This is a genomic window from Marivita sp. GX14005 (genome assembly GCF_023370775.1).
In the GTDB taxonomy this organism is placed as follows: domain Bacteria; phylum Pseudomonadota; class Alphaproteobacteria; order Rhodobacterales; family Rhodobacteraceae; genus Marivita.
This window is the reverse complement of the sequence record NZ_JAMCCQ010000002.1, coordinates 71,167-87,877: the sequence shown is the minus strand read 5'-3', so window position 1 is coordinate 87,877 and position 16,711 is coordinate 71,167. Positions and strand designations below refer to the sequence as shown.

16 protein-coding genes are annotated in these 16,711 nt (G+C 63.1%); 14 read left to right on the top strand and 2 right to left on the bottom strand.

The features are described 5' to 3' along the window. Nucleotides 1-21 precede the first annotated feature (21 nt). Nucleotides 22-1,203, top strand: a complete 1,182-nt coding sequence (locus M3465_RS06580) for a penicillin-binding protein activator (RefSeq protein WP_249500946.1) — start codon at nt 22-24, stop codon at nt 1,201-1,203. Between the two features lie 9 nt (nt 1,204-1,212). Next, nucleotides 1,213-3,966 carry a [protein-PII] uridylyltransferase gene (locus M3465_RS06575; protein ID WP_249500945.1) on the top strand — a complete coding sequence of 918 codons (2,754 nt, stop codon included), beginning with the start codon at nt 1,213-1,215 and terminating at the stop codon, nt 3,964-3,966. 28 nt (nt 3,967-3,994) lie between these two features. On the opposite strand, the gene M3465_RS06570 is transcribed toward M3465_RS06575, so the two are convergent. After that, complete coding sequence (locus M3465_RS06570; protein ID WP_249500944.1) at nt 3,995-4,303, bottom strand: type II toxin-antitoxin system Phd/YefM family antitoxin; 309 nt, start codon at nt 4,301-4,303, stop codon at nt 3,995-3,997. Between the two features lie 299 nt (nt 4,304-4,602). Here M3465_RS06570 and murJ point away from each other — a divergent pair, with 299 nt between their 5' ends. Further along, nucleotides 4,603-6,147, top strand: a complete 1,545-nt coding sequence (murJ, locus tag M3465_RS06565) for a murein biosynthesis integral membrane protein MurJ (protein WP_249500943.1) — start codon at nt 4,603-4,605, stop codon at nt 6,145-6,147. On the opposite strand, the gene M3465_RS06560 is transcribed toward murJ, so the two are convergent. Next, nucleotides 6,144-6,833, bottom strand: coding sequence for a rhomboid family intramembrane serine protease (locus M3465_RS06560; RefSeq protein WP_502846107.1), 690 nt, complete (start codon nt 6,831-6,833; stop codon nt 6,144-6,146). The genes murJ and M3465_RS06560 overlap by 4 nt on opposite strands. A gap of 79 nt (nt 6,834-6,912) precedes the next feature. Between M3465_RS06560 and trpS the strand changes: the two genes are divergently transcribed. From trpS to M3465_RS06505, 11 genes are all read left to right on the top strand, one after another. Continuing rightward, a complete protein-coding gene (gene trpS / locus M3465_RS06555) occupies nt 6,913-7,944 on the top strand; it encodes a tryptophan--tRNA ligase (RefSeq protein WP_249500941.1) in 1,032 nt (343 codons plus the stop codon). A gap of 82 nt (nt 7,945-8,026) precedes the next feature. Continuing rightward, on the top strand, nt 8,027-8,887 hold the full coding sequence (locus M3465_RS06550) for a branched-chain amino acid aminotransferase (protein ID WP_249500940.1): 861 nt from the start codon (nt 8,027-8,029) through the stop codon (nt 8,885-8,887). Nucleotides 8,888-8,949: 62 nt separating this feature from the next. After that, nucleotides 8,950-9,405 carry a universal stress protein gene (locus tag M3465_RS06545; RefSeq protein WP_249500939.1) on the top strand — a complete coding sequence of 152 codons (456 nt, stop codon included), beginning with the start codon at nt 8,950-8,952 and terminating at the stop codon, nt 9,403-9,405. 41 nt (nt 9,406-9,446) lie between these two features. Then, on the top strand, nt 9,447-9,965 hold the full coding sequence (locus tag M3465_RS06540) for a hypothetical protein (RefSeq protein ID WP_249500938.1): 519 nt from the start codon (nt 9,447-9,449) through the stop codon (nt 9,963-9,965). An 86-nt stretch (nt 9,966-10,051) separates the two neighbouring features. Then, nucleotides 10,052-10,615 (top strand): NifU family protein, encoded by a 564-nt coding sequence (locus tag M3465_RS06535; protein WP_249500937.1) that lies wholly within the window; start codon nt 10,052-10,054, stop codon nt 10,613-10,615. Further along, entirely contained in the window at nt 10,605-11,180 is a 576-nt protein-coding gene (gene tsaB / locus M3465_RS06530; protein WP_249500936.1) for a tRNA (adenosine(37)-N6)-threonylcarbamoyltransferase complex dimerization subunit type 1 TsaB, read from the top strand. The genes M3465_RS06535 and tsaB overlap by 11 nt, the downstream gene beginning before the upstream one ends. Next, nucleotides 11,177-11,617 (top strand): GNAT family N-acetyltransferase, encoded by a 441-nt coding sequence (locus M3465_RS06525; protein WP_249500935.1) that lies wholly within the window; start codon nt 11,177-11,179, stop codon nt 11,615-11,617. Before tsaB ends, M3465_RS06525 begins: the two co-directional genes overlap by 4 nt. A 122-nt stretch (nt 11,618-11,739) precedes the next feature. Continuing rightward, complete coding sequence (locus M3465_RS06520; RefSeq protein WP_249500934.1) at nt 11,740-12,744, top strand: BMP family lipoprotein; 1,005 nt, start codon at nt 11,740-11,742, stop codon at nt 12,742-12,744. Between the two features lie 100 nt (nt 12,745-12,844). Beyond that, nucleotides 12,845-14,647, top strand: a complete 1,803-nt coding sequence (locus tag M3465_RS06515; RefSeq protein ID WP_249500933.1) for an ABC transporter ATP-binding protein — start codon at nt 12,845-12,847, stop codon at nt 14,645-14,647. After that, on the top strand, nt 14,640-15,731 hold the full coding sequence (locus M3465_RS06510; protein ID WP_249500932.1) for an ABC transporter permease: 1,092 nt from the start codon (nt 14,640-14,642) through the stop codon (nt 15,729-15,731). The genes M3465_RS06515 and M3465_RS06510 overlap by 8 nt, the downstream gene beginning before the upstream one ends. After that, nucleotides 15,731-16,696, top strand: a complete 966-nt coding sequence (locus M3465_RS06505; protein ID WP_249500931.1) for an ABC transporter permease — start codon at nt 15,731-15,733, stop codon at nt 16,694-16,696. The genes M3465_RS06510 and M3465_RS06505 overlap by 1 nt, the downstream gene beginning before the upstream one ends. Nucleotides 16,697-16,711: the final 15 nt, after the last annotated feature.

Genomic DNA, 16,711 nt, shown 5'->3' with positions numbered 1-16,711 from the left:
GCAGGTCAGGGAGTGCCGTTCATGTTGGCTGTTTTGTCCATCCCCCGCAAGCTGGTGCATCGCGCGATGGCCGTGTTGGCATTCATCGTTCTGGCCGCCTGCGATCCGGCAATGATGTCTGGCCCGGCCGGCGGTGCCGGCCCCAGGGTCAACACCGGCGCGCCGATCCCGGTGGCGCTTTTGGTGCCGCGCAGCGACAGCGGCGCCGGCGGTGTTGCCCGCAGCCTGGAGAACGCGGCGCAGCTCGCGCTTGAATCGCTCGATGGGGCCGAGATCGACCTGCGCGTCTACGATACCGGCGGCAATGCGCAGCGCGCGGCCGTCCAGGCCGAAACCGCCGTGGCCGAGGGCGCAAAGATCATCCTCGGTCCCCTGTTCGGCGAAGCGGCGAATGCCGCCGGCGTCGCGGTTGCCGATAACGGGGTCAATGTCCTGAGCTTCTCCAACAATCCCAGCATTGCCGGAGGCAATGTCTTTATTCTCGGGCCGACATTCCGAAACACCGCGGACCGATTGCTGCGTTACGCCGCGCGGCAGGGGCGCGATTCTGTCGTCATCGTTCATCCGCGCAATGTCGAGGGTGAATTCGGGAAAGCCGCGATCCAGGCCGCAGCAGCGCAGAGCGGCGTGCGCGTTGCCGATATCCAATCCTTCGCTTTCTCTCAGGAAGGCGTCGCCGCGGCCGTTCCGCGTATTCGTGACAGCATCGCCTCGAACGGCGCCGATTCCGTCTTCCTCACCTCGACCGCCGCCGGTGCTTTGCCAATGCTGCTTCAACTCATGCCCGAAGCCGGCATCGCGCCAGACACCACGCAATATCTTGGCCTTGCCCGGTGGGACGTGCCCGCGCAGATCCTTTCGATGCCGGGCGCGCAGGGCGGCTATTTCACGCTTGCCGATCCGTCCGCCGCCGCGGCATTCGAAACGCGCTACCGGGCGCGGTTTGGCGCCGACCCCCATCCGCTCGCCGGTCTTGCTTTCGACGGAATCGCGGCTATCGGCGCGCTGGTTCGCCAAGGCCGATCCGACGCGCTGAGCGGCCGTGCGCTGACGCAGGGTTCCGGCTTCCGGGGCGCGACCGGGGCGTTCCGCCTGCGCCCCGATGGCACCAATGAACGCGCGCTTGCCATTGCCACCGTGCGCAACAACCAACTGACCATCCTCGATCCCGCGCCATCCGGCTTCGGCGGCGCAGGCTTCTGATCTTTTCATATGCCGACATCCGGCCCGGTGGAGCACGCGGAACGCGCAAGGATACTGGACATCGCAGCGCTCGACCATGCGCTGCATGACAGCCTCGCCTCTATTCATGACGAGCGGGACATCCGTGCCGCGACCGTCGCGATCCTTTCCCAAGCGCAGAAAGACGGGCGGTCCGCGATCGCGGCACAGCTGAAAGCCGAGCCGCTCGATTCCACGACCGCCACGCAGGGCTACACATGGCTGACCGACCGGTTGATCGCATTGGCCTGGCGCGTTGTGACCACACGAATGCATCCCAATCCGAATCCTACAGAAGGTCAACGCTTGTCCGTGCTTGCCGTCGGGGGATACGGGCGCGGGGAAATGGCGCCTTTTTCCGATGTCGATCTGCTGTTCCTGACATCCTACAAGATCACCGGCTGGGCCGAGAGCGTCATCGAATCGATGCTCTATATCCTGTGGGATCTGAAGCTGAAAATCGGGCATTCGGCGCGCACTGTGCCCGATTGCCTGCGCCTTGGGCGAGAGGACATGACAATTCGCACCGCAATGCTCGAACATCGCTTTATCGTCGGTGACGAAACATTGGCCCACGAACTCGACGAGCGGCTTTGGAACGAGCTTTTCAAAGGCACCGAACCGGAATTCATCGAAGCGAAGCTTGCCGAACGCGATCTGCGCCACGACAAGCAAGGCCAAAGATATATGGTCGAGCCAAACGTGAAGGAGGGCAAGGGCGGGCTGCGCGACCTGCAATCGCTCTTCTGGATCGCGAAATATGTGCACCGGACGGATCACATCGAGGATCTTGTGCATCGCGGGGTCTTCCGTCCCGATGAATACGAGACATTCGCACGCGCCGAATCCTTCCTCTGGGCCGTGCGCTGCCATCTTCACCTCGCCGCGCGCCGCCCGGCGGAGCAGCTCACCTTCGACATGCAGGTCGAAATCGCCGAGCGGATGGGATATGTCGACAAGGGCGGGCGCCGCGCCGTCGAATGGTTCATGCAGGACTATTTCCGCCATGCCACCGCTGTCGGCGATCTGACGCGGATTTTCCTTACCTCGCTCGAGGCGGCGCAGCAAAAGCAACCGCCGCTTCTCATGCGGCTTTTCAAGCGCGCGCCCAGGGTCCGCTCCGATTACGATGTGGTCAATAATCGCCTTGTCATCCGCGACGAAGCGGCCTTTCTCGCCGACAAGATGAATCTCCTGCGCATTTTCGAGGAAGCGTTGCGCACCGGCCTGCTCATCCATTCCGACGCAATGCGCCTGATCAGCGGCAATCTGCACCTCATCGACAATGACATGCGCCAGAGCAAGGAAGCAAAGCGCATCTTCCTCGATCTGCTGCTCAAACACGGCAACCCCGAACGCGCCCTTCGCCGCATGAACGAGCTTGGCGTCCTGTCGGCTTTCATCCCCGAATTCGAACCCATCGTCGCGATGATGCAGTTCAACATGTATCACCACTACACCGTCGACGAACACACGATCCAATGTATCTGGCACCTGTCCGAGATCGAACATGGGCAGCTGACCGAAGAATTGCCTGTCGCCAGCAGCATCCTGGCCGAAGGGGTCAACCGCAAGGTGCTTTATATCGCGCTCCTGCTGCACGATATCGGCAAGGGGCGGGACGAGGATCACTCCGTCCTCGGATCCCGGATCGCGCGGCGGGTCGCCACACGCCTCGGGCTCAGCAAACAGGAGATCGCCACAGTCGAATGGCTGGTGCGCTATCATCTGCTGATGTCCGACATGGCGCAGAAACGCGATATCGCCGATCCGCGCACCGTGCGCGATTTCGCCAAGGCGGTTCAAACCCGCGAACGGCTCGATCTGCTTTGTGTTCTGACGGTCTGCGATATTCGCGGGGTGGGGCCCGACACCTGGAACAACTGGAAGGCAGTGCTGATCCGTGCGCTCTACCGGCAAACCCGCCGTGCGCTCGAAGACGGGATGGAGGCGCTCAATCGCGAGAACCGGGGAACCGAGGCGAAAAAGGCTCTTCGGGCGGCGCTTTCGCATTGGGACAGCAAGGCGCTGCGCGCGGAAACCGCCCGCCATTATCCGCCCTATTGGCAAGGTTTGCACGTCACCGCACATGTCGTCTTCGCCGAACTTCTGCGCGACATCCATCCAGATGAAATCCGGATCGATATTCACCCCGATGAAGATCGCGACGCCACGCGCGCCTGTTTCGTGCTGGCCGATCACCCCGGCATTTTCTCGCGTCTTGCCGGGGCATTGGCGCTCGCCGGCGCGAACGTGGTCGATGCGCGCACCTTTACCTCCAAGGACGGCTACGCCACCGCGATCTTCTGGATTCAGGATGGCGACGATTCCCCCTATGACAGTGCGCGCATCCCCCGCCTGCGCGACATGATTTCCAAGACCCTCAGCGGCGACGTCGTCGCCCGCGAGGCGATCAAGCCGCGCGACAGGCTCAGGAAACGCGAACGCGCCTTTCGCGTGCCGACATCGATCACGTTCGACAATGAGGGATCGGAAATCTACACCATCATCGAGGTCGATACCCGCGATCGGCCCGGCCTGCTTTATGATCTGACGCGCACGTTGGCCAACGCGAATGTCTATATCGCCTCCGCAGTCATCGCCACTTACGGCGAACAGGTGGTCGATACATTCTATGTCAAGGATATGTTCGGTCTGAAATTCCATTCCGTATCCAAGCAAAGGTCACTCGAAGCCAAGTTGCGCGCGGCCATCGCCGAAGGCGCCGAACGTGCGCGGCAATAGATGCGGCTCGGCCCGCCTCATCCCCGGTCTAACGGCCATGGCCGCCATATCCTGAAACCGACTCCGCTTCCGCCACATGCCGCACGGCCTGTCTCAATCGGTCCTCGTCGCGCGTTTGCAATTGCCGGTGAATGTCCCGGTATTCCCTGTCTGCCCGCGTTGCCTCGAACAGGGCGCGCGCCTCGGTGATCGGAACGATGCCCGCCACGGGCCGCCCCCGCCTGAGCAGCGCGTAGCGCGCGCCGTGATAGCTCACCTGATCGCAGACTTGGCGCAGATTGGCGCGGAACCATTCGGTCCCGATATCCTCCAGTTCGGACAGGTTGTAACGATACATCGCGATCCTCCGGGCAGCGTGTCTGCCCACCGTGGTGCCAAACTGTTGACAAAAGGTAAGCGCGCCGCGCCGGGATCGTTAAAATGCGCAACACATTCCGCCCCGTACGGATGTCCTGTACGGCAGCGCGGCCGCAACCGTACCGCTCGCCGCCGCGCGGCGCCAAACTTGCGAATTAGCCTCAAATGCAGCGTAAATTGCGCTCCCGGCCGTACGGTCCACGCCCCCGTGCCGTACAACAGGCTCTTTTCGCGGCTCGATTTCTGCTCTACGCCGTGCAGACCTCGAACAGGAGCCCGATGAAACCGATCCGCCTGATATCCGGTGTTCTCACCGTCGGGTTCTGGACCCTCGCCAGCCGCGTCCTGGGCGTGCTGCGCGAGGTGATGATCCTCGCCCTCATCGGCCCCGGCCCGGTGATGGACGCGTTCGTCGCGGCCTTTCGCCTGCCCAACATGTTCCGCCGTTTCTTCGCCGAAGGCGCGTTCAATGCCTCCTTCGTGCCGATGTTTTCCAAGCGTCTCGCCGCCGATGACGACCCTCGCGGCTTTGCCGAACAAGCGCTCAGCGGGTTGGCCTTCGTATTGCTGATCCTGAGCGCGCTGGCGATGATCTTCATGCCTGCGCTGGTTTGGGCGACGGCGGGCGGTTTTGTCGGGGATGAACGGTTCGACCTGACCGTTAACTATGGCCGCGTCGTCTTTCCCTATATTTTCCTGATTTCCCTGACGGCGCTCTTCTCCGGCGTTCTAAATGCAACGGGCCGCTTTGCGGTCGCTGCGGCGGCGCCGGTGTTTCTCAATATATTCGTATGTATCGCAATGGGTTGGGCCTATCTGACGGGCGGTACCGTCATCCTTTGGCTGGTTTGGGCGGTGCCGGTTGCCGGGGTTGCGCAACTCGCGCTTGTCTGGGTCGCGACCGATCGCGCTGGTTTGCGGCTGCGCCTGTCGCGGCCGCGCTGGACTCCCGCGATGAAGCGGCTTGTCATCGTGGCGATCCCCGCCGCGCTGGCGGGCGGAGTGATGCAGATCAATCTGCTTGTGGGTCAACAGGTTGCCTCTCATTTCGACAAGGCCGTCGGCTGGCTTTACGCGGCGGACCGGCTCTATCAGCTGCCGCTCGGCGTCGTCGGCATCGCCGTGGGAATCGTGCTTTTGCCTGACCTCTCACGCCGGCTTGGCGTGCAGGATGACGCCGGGGCCAAGGCGGCCCTGTCGCGCGCCGGAGAAATGGCTCTTGCGTTAACCATTCCGGCAGCGGTCGCGCTGATGGTGATTCCCCTGCCCATCGCGACCGTCCTTTTCGAACGCGGTGCAACCGGCCCCGATGACAGCGCCGCCATCGCCGCGGCGGTCGCGATCTACGGGCTCGGCCTGCCGGCATTCGTGCTGCAAAAGGTTCTGCAACCGCTTTTCTTCGCGCGGGAGGACACAAAAACCCCTTTGAAATATGCTGTTTGGGCGATGATCGTGAACGCCGCTACCGCCATCGGGCTCGCGCCCTATATCGGCTGGATCGCGCCAGCCATCGCCACCACCCTTGCCGGCTGGGTCATGGTCTGGATGCTTGCCTCGGGCGGGCGCAGATTGGGCGATACCGCGCGGTTCGATGCACGGTTCCGCCGCCGTCTGTGGCGGATCGGGGCGGCATCGGCGATCATGGGCGCGGCACTGTGGTTCGGAATGGTTTTGCTTGGCCCGTTCCTCGAAATTCCGGGCTTTCGTTTTCTCGGCCTGCTCGCTCTTATCGCTTTGGGCATGGGGGTCTACGCGCTTGCCGGTCAGCTCCTAGGCGCTTTCTCTCTCGGCGATTTTCGCCGCGCGCTGAAGCGCGGCACCTAGTTTCTGCGGCGCAGGCGAAAGTGCAGTTTTTGCCACCCGCCCGGAACGAGGACCGTCGCCAATCCGAACCCGATCGCAAAGCCAGAGAGGTCGGCGATCCATTCGGCGCTCGCCCCGAACAGCAGGCCGAAAATCAGTTGGATGAACAGCAGGAATCCGATCAGGGTAAACGCCCGGATCTGCTTCTCTCCCATCTGGCCGAGCCGCAGCCAAAGCAGGTAGGTGAACCCCCCGATCAGCCCGTAAACCGCCGGAAACGCTCCGATAAGCGGAAGGGCGCTCGCGTGGATCAGCGCATAGACAAGCGCTCCGCCCGCTGCGGAGCCGAAGAAGATCGCCAGCACCGCGAAACTGCCCAGCGCCTCGCCGACCATCTTGCCCAGCGCAAGCAGCATGACGCCGGCAAAAAGCGCATGGGTGAAGTTGGCATGAACGAACGGATACGTGACGAACCGCATCAGGTGCTCGGGCGGCCAGCGCCCCGTCTCGCGCATCCAGGTGACGATCTCGGCCGAGAAGGCGAACCGCTCCAGAACGCCCAGCCGCCAGCCTACCGCGCCCGGCCCGCCAACGATCCCGCGCGATCCGAGGCCGAACGCGATCTCGAGCCCGACGATCACCAGGAACAGAGCGATCACCACGGGCGGAAGCGGGTTGAGAGGCGGTTCGTTATGGGGATGGCTCACGGTGTCCTGGCCTTGCTTGACGGCAACAGGTGCCATGAGTAAGCCACGCGGAACAGGTTTTCCAGACGGAGTTTGCGCCATGTCCGAGGGGGTCCAGACCTCTCCCGTTTTCACGCCCCGTGTCTTTTCGGGGATTCAGCCTTCGGGGGGGCTGACGCTGGGCAATTACCTTGGCGCGATGAAACGGTTTGCCGAGATGCAGGATCACGGGTTCGAAACGATCTATTGCATGGTCGACATGCACGCGATCACCGTCTGGCAGGATCCGGACGCGTTGCGTCGCCAGACACGCGAACTGGCAGCGGGATATATCGCGAGCGGCATCGATCCGAACCGGTCGATCCTCTTCAACCAAAGCCAGGTGCCCGAACACGCCCAGCTTGCCTGGGTGTTCAACTGCGTCGCCCGCATGGGCTGGATGAAGCGCATGACGCAATGGAAGGACAAGGCCGGCAAGAACCAGGAAAACGCCTCGCTCGGGCTTTTTGCCTATCCGGCGCTGATGGCGGCGGATATCCTTGTCTACCACGCCACGCATGTGCCGGTCGGCGAGGATCAGAAACAGCATCTTGAGCTGACCCGCGACATCGCGGCGAAGTTCAACCACGACTACCGGACAGAGTTCTTCCCGATGACCGAGCCGGTGATCGAAGGCGCCGCAACGCGGGTGATGTCGCTGCGCGACGGCTCGAAGAAAATGTCGAAATCCGATCCTTCCGATGCCAGCCGCATCAACCTGACGGACGATGCGGATTCCATCGCGCAGAAGATCCGCAAGGCCAGGACCGATCCGGAGGCCTTGCCTTCGGAAGCCGACGGGCTCGAGGATCGGCCCGAGGCACGCAACCTCGTCAACATCTACGCCGCGCTGGCCGAACAGTCGGTCGAGGATGTTCTGCGCGACGTGGGCGGCAAGCCGTTCTCCGAGTTCAAGCCGATGCTGGCCGATCTCGCGGTCGAGAAGCTGGCTCCGATCTCCACCGAAATGGGCCGGCTCATGCAGGCGCCCGAGGAGATCGACGCGATCCTGTCCTCCGGTGCCGAACGCGCCCGCTCCATCGCGGCACCGATCCTCAAGCGGACCTATGACATCGTCGGCATGGTCGGTTAGACCGCCGGCGATGGGCGCTTTTTCGCGGCTGGACGTTTCCCAGCCGCGCTCCTAGTCTGCGCAAAATTCGAGGGAGGGCGTCATGGCGACAGGCAAGAATATCCGCACCTATTTCAACGGCGCATGGCATGACGGCGATGCGCCGATCATGCGCGCGGCCGATCACGGCGCCTGGCTCGGCAGCAGCGTGTTCGATGGTGCGCGTTATGTGAACGGGATCGCGCCCGACCTGCTTGCGCATTGCCAGCGGGTAAACCGCTCCGCCGAGGCGCTCATGGTCACGCCGACCGTCACGCCCGAGGATATGGTCCAGATCGTCTGGGACGGGCTCGCCGCCTATCCCAAGGAGGCCGCGGTCTATATCCGCCCCATGTATTGGGCGCTCGACGGCGATCAGACGGCGATCGTGCCGCAGGCCGGCCGCACCGGCTTCGCAGTCTGCCTGGAGGAGATTCCCTTCGCTGCCGATACCGCGACCGTGACGCTCGGCAAGACGCGCTTTCGCCGTCCGGTGCTGGAGGATGCCGTCGTCGATGCCAAGGCCGGCTGCCTTTATCCCAACAACGCCCGCATGATCGCCGAGGTCCGCGCCCGCGGTTTCGGCAACGCGCTGGTCACCGACGCGATGGGCAATGTCGCCGAAAGCGCCACCGCAAATGTCTTCATGGTCAAGGATGGCGAGGTGTTCACGCCCATCGCCAACGGCACGTTCCTTGCCGGCATCACCCGCGCGCGTCACATGTCGAACCTGCGGAGCGATGGCGTGAAGGTTCATGAAACCGTCCTGACATTCGCCGATTTCGAAGATGCGGACGAGGTGTTCCTGTCTGGCAACATGAGCAAGGTCACCGCCGTGACGGGCTTTGAGGATACGTCCTACCAGGTCGGTCCGATGACGCGCCGAACGCGTGAACTCTACTGGGACTGGGCACATTCGGAATGATCCTCCGCCACTATTGCGCCCCGGGTGCTCCTGCGCCAGTATCCGCGCCATGGAGATGACCGATGCGTAAATTCCTGGTCGTTCTGGACGACAGCCGTGAATGTCTGAACGCGATGCGTTTCGCGGCCATGCGAGCCAATCGCACAGGTGGAGGCGTCGCGGTTCTTTCGATCATTCCAAGCGATGAGTTCAACCACTGGATCGGCGTCGGGGACGTGATGCGGGAGGAGTCGCGGGAACGTATCCAGGCGCATTTCGAAGTGTTTGCCAAGTGGATGCGGGACAAGCAGAATGTCGATCCCGAACTGGTGATCCGCGAGGGCGAGCCGGTGGCCGAGATCATGGCACAGCTTCAAGAGGATCCGGATATCGGCGTGCTCGTGCTCGGCGCCAATTCCGACAAGAAAGGTCCGGGGCCGCTTGTCACACAACTGACGAAGAACGCGGGCACCCTGCCGATCCCGATCACCATCGTTCCCGGAGAGCTATCGAAAGAGCGGCTGGAGGCGATTACCTGAGGCCGAAAGCGTGCTGCGACGAAGTAACAAGGGAGAGCAATGTGAGTTTCGAATCGAGTATTCCACAGCTTTTGGTCGCCGCAAGCATGACGCTGCTGGCCGCCCTGCCCGCCGGGGCCGAAGAGCGCGGCGCCGTGACCCTCATGGTCGACGGCAAAGAGATGCAACTCCCCCTCAACGCCAGCCAAAGCGATTGGAGCGGCTCGGAAAGCTATGCCTCGGTGAGTATCTCCGCCCGCCCCGCGGACGATCCGACAGGCGAGCAGATCAAGAGCCTGTCGCTCGGTTTCGACTTTGCGAATGGCACGGCATCCCTGCCCGAACTCTACCTTTTGCGCGCTGGCGAAGGCGACGCATTGGTGCGGCTTTTTGGCAATGAAGAGGACGGCAAGCTGACGGTCCAAGTCAGCCGGAGCGTGGTCGAAGGCCCGTTTCTTGCCATCGAAGGCAGCTTTTCCGGCGCGGTCGGTCCGAGCGAGGATTATGGCCGAACTGTCGATCTCAGCGATCCGGCGGATGTTTCCGGTTCGTTCAATGTCGTTCTCGGTCCGGTCGAGTGACGGCAATCACGATTTAGAACAGTTCTAAACCTTGACGATCCGCTGCGGCGCACGCATATAGGAATGGCCCATCAGGAGGTTCCGATATGTTCATCCAGACAGAATCCACGCCGAACCCGGCCACGCTCAAGTTCCTTCCGGGACAGACCGTGCTCGATATGGGCACCGCCGATTTTCCTTCCTCCGAAGGTGCCTCCGCCTCTCCGCTGGCGTCGCGCCTTTTCGCGATCGACGGGGTGAAGGGCGTGTTCTTCGGGCATGATTTCGTCACCGTCACCAAGGATGAGGAGCGCGATTGGGATCATCTCAAGCCTTCGATCCTCGGCGCGATCATGGAGCATTTCCAGTCGGGCGATCCGGTGATGGCGGGCGATGCGCAAGCACCCTCGGGCCATGCTGAACACAGCGGCGAGGATGGCGAGATCGTGGGCCAGATCAAGGAACTGCTCGACACCCGTGTGCGCCCCGCCGTGGCGCAGGATGGCGGCGACATCACCTTTCACGGGTTTGACCGGGGCGTTGTCTACCTTCATATGCAGGGTGCCTGTGCCGGCTGCCCGTCCTCGACCCTTACGCTCAAGATGGGGATCGAGAACCTGCTGCGGCACTACATCCCCGAAGTGACCGAGGTGCGCCCGGTTGCCGTCTGACCCTCCAATCCTGGCCTTCGACACATCGGCTGCGCATTGCGCAGCCGCTTTGCTTTGCGGCGATGCGGTGATCGAAAGCCGTGCGGAAACGCTTGCCAAGGGACAGGCGGAGCGGCTGTTGCCGTTCCTCCAGGAGATTTTGAACGAGACTGGCCATGACTGGCGCGATCTCGCGCGGATCGGCGTGGGGATCGGGCCGGGCAATTTCACCGGCATCCGCATCTCTGTTGCCGCGGCGCGGGGTTTGGCGCTTGGGCTCGGCATTCCGGCAATCGGCGTTTCGACGCTCGATGCCATTGCATATTTGCATTTCGGCGCCATGGCCGCCGTGACCGCACCGCGCGATATGCTCTATGCCCAACCGCCGGGCGGCACGGCAACGCTTCGCACCGCCGCCGACGTGGCAAACCCGGTATTCGCGCCGGAAGCCGCTGCATTGGCCGAGGCGATTGCGAGCTGCGCCGCGAGCGCCGATGCGGCCGCCGCAGGGCGACCGAAACCGCTTTATATCAAACCGGCCGACGCCGCGCCCTCGCGCATCGAGGCACCGGTGATCCTGCCGTGACACCTAAGGCGTTCGCGGCGCTGATGGACCGGGCCTATACCGAGATGCGCCCCTGGACCGAGGTGGAAATCGAAGCGACGCTCTCCATGCCGCATGTCGTCTTTCCGACCGCCGAGCGGGGCGGGCTTATCGCCCGTATCGTTGCCGGGGAATGTGAAATCCTGTCCATCGCCACCGATCCGGACGCCCAGCGGCAAGGTGTGGCCACGGGGCTTTTGAACAGGCTCGTCACGATGGCCGCCGAACAGGCGGCGGACCGCATTTTCCTTGACGTAGCGGCGCGCAATCACGCCGCGCGCGCGTTCTATGACCGGCACGGATTTTCCCGCCTCGGCATGCGCCGGAGCTACTATACGCTGCGCGATGGCAGCAAGGACGACGCCCTGCTTCTTGTCCGTTCCCTCCGTCCGGCAGCGGCGCAAGCGCCGGTGACGTGACTGCGCGTGGATGCAGAAAGCGGTTGACCCTCCGCCCCCGCTGCGGCCTAAATCGTATCTGATCAACCGATCTCATCAAGCGACGCAATCAAGCCGTCGCGGTCAAAACCTGGGAGCTTCAGATGACGCTTACGAAAACACTCTACGGCGCTGCCGCCGCGATGGCGATGATCGCCGGCAGCGCTGCGGCCGAACCTGCGCTGATTTACGATCTCGGCGGCAAGTTCGACAAATCCTTCAATGAGGCCGCTTATACCGGTGCCAAGCGTTGGGCCGAGGAAACCGGCGAGAAATATCTGGAGATCGAGATCCAGTCCGAAGCGCAGCGCGAACAGGCGTTGCGCCGTTTCGCGGAGGCGGGTGCAAATCCCATCGTGACGACAGGCTTCGCCATCGCATCGTCGCTCGAAGAGGTTGCGCCGGATTATCCGGACACGAAATTCGTCAATATCGACGGCTTCCTCGAAGAGATCCCCGATAACGTGCAGATCATCACCTTCCTTGAACATGAAGGCTCGTTCCTCGTCGGCATCATGGCGGCGCTTGCCACGGAATCGAACACCGTCGGTTTCATCGGCGGAATGGACGTGCCGCTGATCCGGCATTTCGGCTGCGGCTACGCACAAGGCGTCAAGTATCAGAACCCCGAAGTCGAGGTGATCGCCAACATGACCGGCACCACCCCGGCGGCATGGAATGACCCGGTCAAGGGCTCGGAACTGGCCAAGGCGCAGATCAGCCAGGGCGCGGATGTGATCTACGCGGCCGCGGGCGGCACCGGCGTCGGCGTGCTGCAGACCGCCGCTGACGAGGATATCCTGTCCATCGGCGTCGACAGCAACCAGAACCACCTGCATCCGGGCAAGGTGCTGACCTCCATGCTCAAGCGCGTGGACAATGCCGTCTACGAGGTGATGATGGCCGGCGAGGATCTGGAAACCGGCGTCAACAAGACGCTTGGCTTGTCCGAGGACGGTGTCGGCGTCGCCATCGACGACAACAACCGCGATATCGTGACCGAGGAGATGTTGAGCACCGTCGCGGATGCCCGCGAGAAGATCATCAACGGCGAGATCGACGTTGTCAGCTATTACGAGAACGACAGCTGCCCGGCGATCAACTTCTGATCCGGTGACTGCCAAGAAAACCGGACGGGGCGGCTGGCAACGGCCGCCCCATGCTGTAAACCGGGCGGGCAAAGACCGGGATCACCTTCAGGGATAGGCCATGAATACCGCTTCCGCGCAGGACACCGCCCCGCAAACAGCGCCGCCGGCCATCGAGCTGAAGGGCATCTCCAAGGCGTTCGGGCCGGTTCAGGCCAACAAAAACATATCGATCAGCGTCAAGCCGGGCACGATCCACGGTATCATCGGCGAGAACGGTGCCGGGAAATCGACGCTCATGTCGATTCTTTACGGCTTCTACAAGGCCGATAGCGGCGAGATTTTCATCAACGGGAAGAAGACCGACATTCCCGACAGCCAGGCAGCGATCCGGGCCGGGATCGGCATGGTGTTCCAGCATTTCAAGCTGGTGCAGAATTTCACGGTTCTGGAAAACGTCATTCTTGGGGCGGAGGACGGCCCGATGCTCCGCCCCTCGCTTTCCAAGGCGCGCGGCGTTCTCAAGCAACTGGCCGAGGAATACGAGCTGAATGTCGACCCCGATGCGGTAATCGAGAACCTCAGCGTCGGACACCAGCAAAGGGTCGAGATCCTCAAGGCGCTCTACCGGCAGGCCGACATTCTCATCCTCGACGAGCCGACCGGCGTGCTGACCCCGGCAGAGGCCGATCACCTCTTCCGCATCCTCGACAACCTGCGCGCCGAGGGCAAGACGATCATTCTCATCACCCACAAGCTGCGCGAGATCATGGATGCGACCGACACCGTCTCGGTGATGCGGCGCGGCGAGATGACGGCGACGGTGCAGACCTCCGAGACAAGCCCCGAACGGCTGGCCGAGATGATGGTGGGCCGCAAGGTGCTGCTGCAAGTCGACAAGACGGCCGCGAAACCGGGCGATCCGATTCTGGAGATCGAGGATCTGCGCCTGACCGACGACAAGGGCGTCGAAAGGCTCAAGGGCGTATCGCTCGAAGTGCGCGCCGGCGAAATCCTCGGTATTGCCGGGGTCGCCGGGAACGGGCAGTCGGAAATCCTCGAAGTTCTGGGCGGTTATGCCGAGGCGACCGGCACGATCCGCGTCAATGGCAAGCCGCTCGATCTGAGCGGGCGCAACTCGGACGGACAATCGCGGCGCGCACGGGGCATCGCCCATGTGCCCGAGGATCGCCACCGTGAAGGGCTGATCATGCCGTTCACCGCTTGGGAAAACACCGTTTTCGGCTATCACCACGATCCGGCGATCCAGTCCGGCCCGCTGATGGACAACGCCGCCATCCAGAAGGAAGCCGCGGCAAAGATGGAACGGTTCGACGTTCGGCCGCCGAACCCGAAACTCGCGGCGCGCAACTTTTCCGGCGGCAACCAGCAGAAGATCGTTCTGGCGCGCGAGATCGAACGCAATCCCGATATCCTGCTGATCGGCCAGCCGACACGCGGCGTTGATATCGGCGCCATCGAGTTCATCCACCAGCAGATCATTCGCCTGCGCGATGAAGGCAAGGCGATCCTTCTGGTCTCCGTCGAGCTGGACGAGATCTTCGCGCTGTCCGACCGGATCGCGGTCATGTTCGACGGTCAGATCATGGGCGAACGGCTACCCCAGGAGACCAGCGAAAAGGAACTGGGCCTTCTGATGGCCGGGATCACCGATCCCGAGCACGCCCATGTTCCGGATTCTCCGATGGCACTCTCGGACGGCGAGATGCAAAAGGCGGCGCATGACGACGCCGACACGCTCGATCCCAAACTTGCACCGGAGACGGAAGAGCTGCCCAAGCCGGCACAACCCGCCCCGGCCGATGCCTCCGAAAGCGGCGATGCGGCGAACCCCCTGACCGCGCCATCCTCCGCCACCGATCCGACCCCGCCCAAGCCCGAGGAGACCGACAAACATGGATAAGATGCCCGGCTGGGCCGATGCGCTTCTCGTTCCGCTGATTTCGCTGCTGCTTGCCGCGATCCTGTCGGCGCTCGTCATCATCGGCATCGGCGAGGATCCGATCGCCGCCTTTAAGCTCATGGTCGACGGTGCGCTGATGCGATCCTCGGGCTGGGGATATACGCTCTATTACGCGACCAATTTCATCTTTACCGGCCTTGCGGTCGCCGTCGCCTTCCACGCGCGGCTCTTCAATATCGGCGGCGAAGGTCAGGCAATGATCGGGGGGCTCGGTGTCGCGCTCTGTTGTCTCTTCATCCCGTGGCCCAACTGGTATATCGCGCTGATCGGCGCGACCGCGTCGGCAGCTATCTTCGGCGCGCTCTGGGCGCTGATCCCGGCCTATCTGCAGGCGAAACGCGGCAGCCACATCGTTATCACGACGATCATGTTCAATTTCATCGCGGCGGCGCTGCTCAACTACATCCTCGTCAGCATCCTGCGCCCGCCCGGCGCGATGGATCCCGCCACCGCCCGGTTCCCCAAACCGACGCATCTGCCCACCTTCCAGGACATGTTCTCAACCGCCGCCGAGCCGATGTTCCGCGGCTCCCCGGCTAATGTGACCTTCTTCATCGCGCTCGCGGCCTGCCTGCTGGTCTGGGTGCTGATCTGGCGCACGCGGCTTGGCTACGAGATCCGCGCTTTCGGAGAATCGCAGTCGGCGGCGCGCTATGCCGGCATCAGCCCGGTGCGCATCACGGTGATCACCATGCTCATCTCCGGCGGTCTGGCCGGGTTGATGGCGCTCAACACCACGATGGGAGAGGCCGAACGTCTGGTGATGAACGCAACCGAAGGCGCGGGCTTCATCGGCATCGCCGTGGCACTGATGGGCCGCTCTCATCCGCTGGGCGTGTTGCTGGCGGCGCTGCTTTTCGGATTTCTCTACCAGGGCGGGGCCGAGCTTGCGCTCTGGACGAACATTCCGCGTGAATTGATCGTCGTCATTCAGGCGCTGGTCATCCTCTTTACCGGGGCGCTCGACAACATGGTGCGGATGCCGCTTGAAAAACTGTTCCTCGCCCGCCGGAGGAAAGCCTGATGGATTTCGCCACGCTCTTGCAGGTGCTCGACAGCACCGTCCGCCTAGCCACGCCGCTGCTGCTGGCTTGTCTTGCCGGGCTCTTTTCGGAACGCTCCGGCATTTTCGACATCGGCCTGGAAGGCAAGATGCTCGCTGCGGCCTTCTTTTCCGCGGCCGTCGCGTCGATCACCGGCGATGTCTGGATCGGGCTTGTCGCGGGCGTGCTCGCGTCGCTCGCACTGTCGATCGTTCACGGGCTCGCCTCCATCACGTTTCGCGGCAATCAGCTGATCTCCGGGGTCGCGATCAATTTCCTCGCCGCCGGACTGACGGTGCTCATCGCGCAGGATTGGTTCAGTCAGGGCGGTCGTACGCCCTCGCTCATCGGACAGGGCCGGTTCGAGGCCATCACGCTTCCGGGTGCGGATGCGCTCTCGGGTGTGCCGATCCTTGGCCCTATCTACGCCGAGTTGATTTCCGGCCATTCGATCCTCGTCTATGTCGCCTTCGCGATGGTGCCGCTGACATGGTGGGTGCTCTACCGCACCCGCTTCGGCCTGCGCCTGCGCGCGGTTGGCGAAGCGCCCGAAGCGGTGGATACCGCGGGCGTGTCCGTGATCGGCCTGCGCTATGCCGCAATCGGCATCTGCGGCGTGCTTTGCGGGCTGGCCGGCGCCTATCTCGCCACCGGGCTACAGGCCGGTTTCGTCAAGGACATGACCGCCGGGCGCGGCTATATCGCGCTCGCCGCATTGATCTTCGCCAAGTGGCGTCCCTGGTATGCGCTTTATGCCTGCCTGCTCTTCGGGCTGCTGCAGGCGGTGGCGCTGCGCTATCAGAACATCGATCTCGGGGCGTTCACCGTTCCGGTGCAGTTCATGGATGCCCTGCCCTACATTCTCACCGTCGTGATTCTCGCCGGGTTCGTCGGCAAGGCGATCCCGCCCCGCGCCGGCGGCGAGCCCTATGTGAAGGAACGCTGACCAAACCGGACGTCG

Excerpts from the sequence above, each read along its gene's own strand:
- M3465_RS06520 (WP_249500934.1), top strand. The coding sequence starts at position 11,740 with ATGACGCTTACGAAAACACTCTACGGCGCTGCCGCCGCGATGGCGATG.
- M3465_RS06515 (WP_249500933.1), top strand. The coding sequence starts at position 12,845 with ATGAATACCGCTTCCGCGCAGGACACCGCCCCGCAAACAGCGCCGCCG.
- M3465_RS06505 (WP_249500931.1), top strand. The coding sequence starts at position 15,731 with ATGGATTTCGCCACGCTCTTGCAGGTGCTCGACAGCACCGTCCGCCTA.
- M3465_RS06535 (WP_249500937.1), top strand. The coding sequence starts at position 10,052 with ATGTTCATCCAGACAGAATCCACGCCGAACCCGGCCACGCTCAAGTTC.
- murJ (WP_249500943.1), top strand. The coding sequence starts at position 4,603 with ATGAAACCGATCCGCCTGATATCCGGTGTTCTCACCGTCGGGTTCTGG.
- trpS (WP_249500941.1), top strand. The coding sequence starts at position 6,913 with ATGTCCGAGGGGGTCCAGACCTCTCCCGTTTTCACGCCCCGTGTCTTT.
- M3465_RS06575 (WP_249500945.1), top strand. The coding sequence starts at position 1,213 with ATGCCGACATCCGGCCCGGTGGAGCACGCGGAACGCGCAAGGATACTG.
- M3465_RS06510 (WP_249500932.1), top strand. The coding sequence starts at position 14,640 with ATGGATAAGATGCCCGGCTGGGCCGATGCGCTTCTCGTTCCGCTGATT.
- M3465_RS06550 (WP_249500940.1), top strand. The coding sequence starts at position 8,027 with ATGGCGACAGGCAAGAATATCCGCACCTATTTCAACGGCGCATGGCAT.
- M3465_RS06545 (WP_249500939.1), top strand. The coding sequence starts at position 8,950 with ATGCGTAAATTCCTGGTCGTTCTGGACGACAGCCGTGAATGTCTGAAC.
- M3465_RS06570 (WP_249500944.1), bottom strand. The coding sequence starts at position 4,303 with ATGTATCGTTACAACCTGTCCGAACTGGAGGATATCGGGACCGAATGG.
- M3465_RS06580 (WP_249500946.1), top strand. The coding sequence starts at position 22 with ATGTTGGCTGTTTTGTCCATCCCCCGCAAGCTGGTGCATCGCGCGATG.